Source organism: Streptomyces phyllanthi, from assembly GCF_009377205.1.
Taxonomy (GTDB): Bacteria; Actinomycetota; Actinomycetes; order Streptomycetales; family Streptomycetaceae; genus Streptomyces; species Streptomyces phyllanthi.
In genome coordinates, this window is the sequence record NZ_VJZE01000611.1 from 1 (window position 1) to 4,451 (window position 4,451).

The 4,451-nt window shown below is 71.0% G+C and carries 5 protein-coding genes; 2 read left to right on the top strand and 3 right to left on the bottom strand.

Features of this window, described 5'->3' with window-relative positions; all coding sequences use genetic code 11:
• Positions 1-10: 10 nt before the first annotated feature.
• Positions 11-442, bottom strand: a complete 432-nt coding sequence (locus tag FNH04_RS42020) for a hypothetical protein (RefSeq protein ID WP_228031949.1) — start codon at positions 440-442, stop codon at positions 11-13.
• Between the two features lie 160 nt (positions 443-602).
• Here FNH04_RS42020 and FNH04_RS42025 point away from each other — a divergent pair, with 160 nt between their 5' ends.
• On the top strand, positions 603-1,538 hold the full coding sequence (locus FNH04_RS42025; RefSeq protein WP_152791505.1) for an SMI1/KNR4 family protein: 936 nt from the start codon (positions 603-605) through the stop codon (positions 1,536-1,538).
• Between the two features lie 66 nt (positions 1,539-1,604).
• Here the strand turns inward: FNH04_RS42025 and FNH04_RS42030 are convergent, their stop codons facing one another.
• Positions 1,605-2,846: a helix-turn-helix domain-containing protein gene (locus FNH04_RS42030; protein WP_322725426.1), complete on the bottom strand. Its 1,242-nt coding sequence runs from the start codon at positions 2,844-2,846 to the stop codon at positions 1,605-1,607.
• A 3-nt stretch (positions 2,847-2,849) separates the two neighbouring features.
• On the bottom strand, positions 2,850-3,002 hold the full coding sequence (locus FNH04_RS46985; protein WP_194236998.1) for a hypothetical protein: 153 nt from the start codon (positions 3,000-3,002) through the stop codon (positions 2,850-2,852).
• Positions 3,003-3,258: 256 nt separating this feature from the next.
• On the opposite strand from FNH04_RS46985, the gene FNH04_RS42035 reads away from it, so the two are divergent.
• The gene (locus FNH04_RS42035) at positions 3,259-4,269 is read left to right on the top strand and encodes a DUF3068 domain-containing protein (protein WP_152791506.1); all 1,011 of its coding nucleotides are present in this window, start codon (positions 3,259-3,261) and stop codon (positions 4,267-4,269) included.
• Positions 4,270-4,451: the final 182 nt, after the last annotated feature.

A 4,451-nucleotide genomic window follows, 5' to 3' on the forward strand; every position in this document is an offset into this window, starting at 1 on the left:
CGGCCGGACCTCAGGAGGATCTCTCCCGGGACCTCCGTCCGTGCAGCAGCAGGTAGAAGGTCTGGAGCGACTCCTCGCGGCCCGCCTCGAAGCGGTTCACGACCTTGCCCAGGGGATTCCACACCCGTCCGTCCGGCATCCGTACGCCGACCGACTGGCCGAAGTACTCCCGCTGCCCGGCGTCGAGGTCCACCCAGACCGCGCCGGCATGGCGTACCAGCACCTCACCGACGTACGCCCCGAGCCCGAAGAGCGTCCCGGCCACCCGCTCGCGGTCGGTGTCGCCCTTGCGGAGCCCCTCGACCACGGAGTCGACGACCCGCAGGCTCGCGACCGAGTAGTCCAGCGGCAGCCGGTTCCTCGCCGTCACCCGGGCGACGAACCCGACGGCGTACCGCCGCATCCCGGCCGCGGTCGGCTGCCGCGTCCCCTGTCCGGGCATGTCCCCCGCCCTCCGTCGGTGTACGGAAAACGGTTGTCCGCTCTCCCCTCTTCCACCGACCAAGCGCAGCACCGACCACAAACGTCACACCTTCCCCACGAGCGGGCCCTGGAGGTCGCCGACCAGGCGTTGTCGGCGGCATCGGCTTCAATATCCCGCCATGGACATGGAACAGCTGGATCAGAGGGAACTCCTCTCGGCCGTCCTCGACCTGACCCGGCCGGGCTCGGACGATCTGCGGTGCGACGAGGCCGGGCACCCGGCTGGGCACATGTGCCTGGTGCCCTCGGACGAGAACGACCTCGCCTCGCTCCAGGAGGCGCTCAGCCTCCGGTACGGACAGCCGCGCAACCTCGCCATGGACGGGTACGCCGATCCGACCGTGACCCCGCGCTCCGGGCTGCCGCTCCTGACCCCGTTCGGTGAGCGGATCGTCGAGATGCGCGCCTGGGCGTACGGGAGCCGGTGGATCGGCTGCGGTACCGCCCGTTTCGACGACGACGCCCGGCTCGTGATGCTGGTCGCGGAACGGGAGGACCCGGCGGCGGACCTGCCGGAGGGAGGTTCCTGGGTGGACGGGGTCGTCGCCGTGACGGGCTGGTACGCGCCCCGCACCCGCACGGTCGACTGGACGGAGGTGGAAACCCGGCTCGGAACCGCGCTGCCCAGCGACTACAAGCGACTCGTCGAGGTGTTCGGAGAAGGCGCCTTCGACGGCTACCTCCGCCTCCACGTCCCCGACGCCCGCTTCAGGGGCGGGAACATCGTCCTGCGCACCGAGAGGCTGGGCGAACTGACCGGGGCGGGCCGCAGCAGCCCGTGGGAGCCGTACAACGTGTACCCCGCCCCCGGCGGACTGCTGCAATGGGCGGACTCCGAGCAGGAGAACGGGTTCTTCTGGCTCACCGAGGGCCCCGACCCCGACAAGTGGCCCATCCTCGTGACACAGGACATCCCCGACTCGTGGGTGCGGTTCGACGAGACGACCGCCGAGTTCCTTCACCGCATGCTCACCGAACGGCAGCGCCCCTTCTCAACGGCCCGCCACTTCGACGTCCACTGGTTCCAGAGCTATGAGAGCGAGAGCGAGGACTGAGGCCGGGCCGCGTACGACACGAACCGCTCCCTGGCGCCGGGCGCGGTGGGCGCGGTGGGCGCGCGCTCAGCGCCGCGCCCGCGGATCCCCCAGTTCCCCCCGCAGCCGCTGGGCCCGCAGCACCAGTTCCAGTTCGAAGCGGCGGTCCGGGTCGTCTATTCCCTCGCCCCAGAGTTCGCGGATCTGGCGGAGGCGGTAGCGGACCGTCTGGGGGTGGACTCCCAGACGGGCGGCCACCTCGGGGGCGCCGCCGCGGGTTTCCAGCCAGGCCAGGAGGGTTTCCGCCAGACGGCGGCCGTGAGCGGGGCCGCAGTGGGCGAGGGGGGCGAGGCAGCGCAACGCCAGGTCGTCGATGAGTTCCTCCGGCTGCAGCAGGACGAGTGCCTCCGTGTGCTCCGTGCAGTGGAGCACCTCTCCGGCCGGCAGCAGGCGGCGCTCCATCAGCCGGACCGCCGCCTCCGCCCAGCGCAGCGACTTCGCGGCGTCGGCGAGGGGGACGGGCGGGCCGATGGCGCCGGACCAGCCGGTCAGGGCGCGGTGGAGCAGCTCGGGGCGGCCCGCCGCGTCCGGTTCGGGGACGACCATGCGAGGCTGCTCGTACTCCATGTCGAGGAGCACTCCCTGTCCTACGGCGGGGGCGACGGCCTCTCGGGCCGGGCGTAACAGGACGCCCACGGCGACCTTTTCGGGCAGGGGCCAGCCGATCCGGGCCGCCCGTTCCGCGAGCGCCTCGGCGGGGTCGCCCCGCGGGTGCTCGGACAGGAGCAGTTCCATGAGGCGGCGTTGCAGACGGAGTCGCTCGCCCGCCTGGCGTGCCGCCGCCTCCGCGTAGCCGCGGACCGACTGGTCCACCAGGCCGTCCAGGTACTCGTAGCCGGCGTCGACGAGTTCGTACATCGCCGGGGGCGGGATCTCGACGCGCTGGCCGATCTCCGCGAAACGGCGCCAGGCCAGCCGTACGCCCAGACGGTAGATCGCCTGGAGCGAGTCCAGGCTGCGGCCGTGCAGACCCTCTCCCCGCCCGAACTCCTGGAAGACGCCCGGCGGAACGGTCGGACGGCCCTCCGCGGTCTCCAGGTGCTGTACGAAGACCTCGATGGCCCGTCGGATGCCGATCAGCGCCATCGGCTCGCCCGAGTCGTCGAGCACGACCGGGAGATTCGGGTACTCGCGGCGGATCTCGCGGAGGATCTCCTCGGCGAGCACGGGTGCCTCGGCCATGGCGAGGGCAGCGAACTGGCGCACCTGGAAGCGGGGTACGTCGTGCCAGGCCGAGCGGGTCGTGAGGGTTCCCTGGCGCCGGGGCACGGATCAGCGCTCCCCACCGGTGTTCTCGTACGTGATCATCGGCGTGTTCGGCTGGTCCGGGGTCGCCTCCAGCAGCGCGACGACACCTAGTGCGGTGCCCACGGCGAGGGCGGCGGAGACCACGACGGTGGTGAGGGCGGCGAGCAGTCTGGACATCGCGGGTCAGCCTCTCGGTCGGTCGAAAGGTCGTCCCCACCCAGGAACCCCGCGGCTTGCCGCGTGCCCTGAACCCCGGCCCAGTCTCGGCAAGCATTGACACCCCGTCAAGGGTGCGCCTACGGTTCCCGGCCCATAGCGGGTGCCGTGCGGAGCAGCGCGGCGCCCCCTACCGCACGCGCACTTTCCCCCCACGGCGCCCGGCCCCGCGTACCTGTGACGCGGGCCGCGCCGACCCAAGTCACTGGAGTGCCGGATGCGCCGTACTGCCCGCCCCTCGCCCGACCACCACCCCTCATCGAGGCCCTTCGGGCCGCACCTGCCAACCCGTTCATCCCTGGTCCTGCTGGGTGTCGGCACCTTTCTGCTGGTGCTGGCGCCACTGCTCGTCTGGTATGTGAAACCGCGGGCCGCGGTGAACCCGATCGACATCGACACCACCGCCGTCTACACCGGGACCGGCAGCGTCTTCGACGTGCAGGAAGTGAAGACCGTGCCGGACCAGAAGATCACCATCACCCAGCGGGTACGCGCGAACGTCGCCGACAGTGAGCGCAGCGGCAAGGCCGCGGTCTGGGACGTGACGACCTCGGTCGACACCGACAGGACGCTGCCCGCCGCCGACCCGCACGACGCGCTGGACTTCACCCCGCACCGCTGGGTCAGCGACCGCAGGACCAACCGCCCCGTGCACTGCTGCGGCGAGAAGCCGCACATCGAGGGCGAGGCATATCTGAAGTTCCCCTTCGACGTGCAGAAGCGCGACTACCGCTGGTGGGACAACACCCTCGGCGCGACCGTGACCCTCCACTACCGGGGTGTGAAGAAGGTCCGCGGCTACGAGGGGTACCGGTTCACCGCCGGCGTGCCCGCGACGAAGAACGGCACCCGGCTGGTGCCGGGCGCGATCGTCGACCAGCCGAAGCGTCCCCAGGTGGTCGCCGAGGAGTGGTACTCCAACCACGGCATCGAGCTGGTCGTCGACCAGGCCACCGGGCGCGTGCTCTACGCGCGGACCGGACCGCGTCAGACGCTGCGGGCGCCGGGCGGGAAGAAGGACGCGGCCGTGCTCCTCGACAGCCGGAAGATCGCGTTCACCGCGGACACGCAGAAGTTCGCGGTCGACCAGGCGAAGAAGGACAGCGGGCTGTTGCGTCTGGTGGGGCGGACGGTGCCGACCGGTGCCGCCGTACTCGGTTTCGTCCTTGCCTCGGTGGGGGGCGCTTTGGTGGTACGCGGACGTCGGGACCCCGGTACGTCCCATTAAGTTCGAGGCTTCGCTCAGGTTGTGATGAGACGTCACGTCCACAAAGCCGGGAATTTGTCACCCCGGTGAGTAGCAGCTTCGAACCGGTCGGCGAAAACTGTCCAGCCCCACCCGATCACAGCCCGCCCACACCCTCCTCGCACTCGTTGCACGAAGGGTTCAGACCCCCACACATCGAAGAC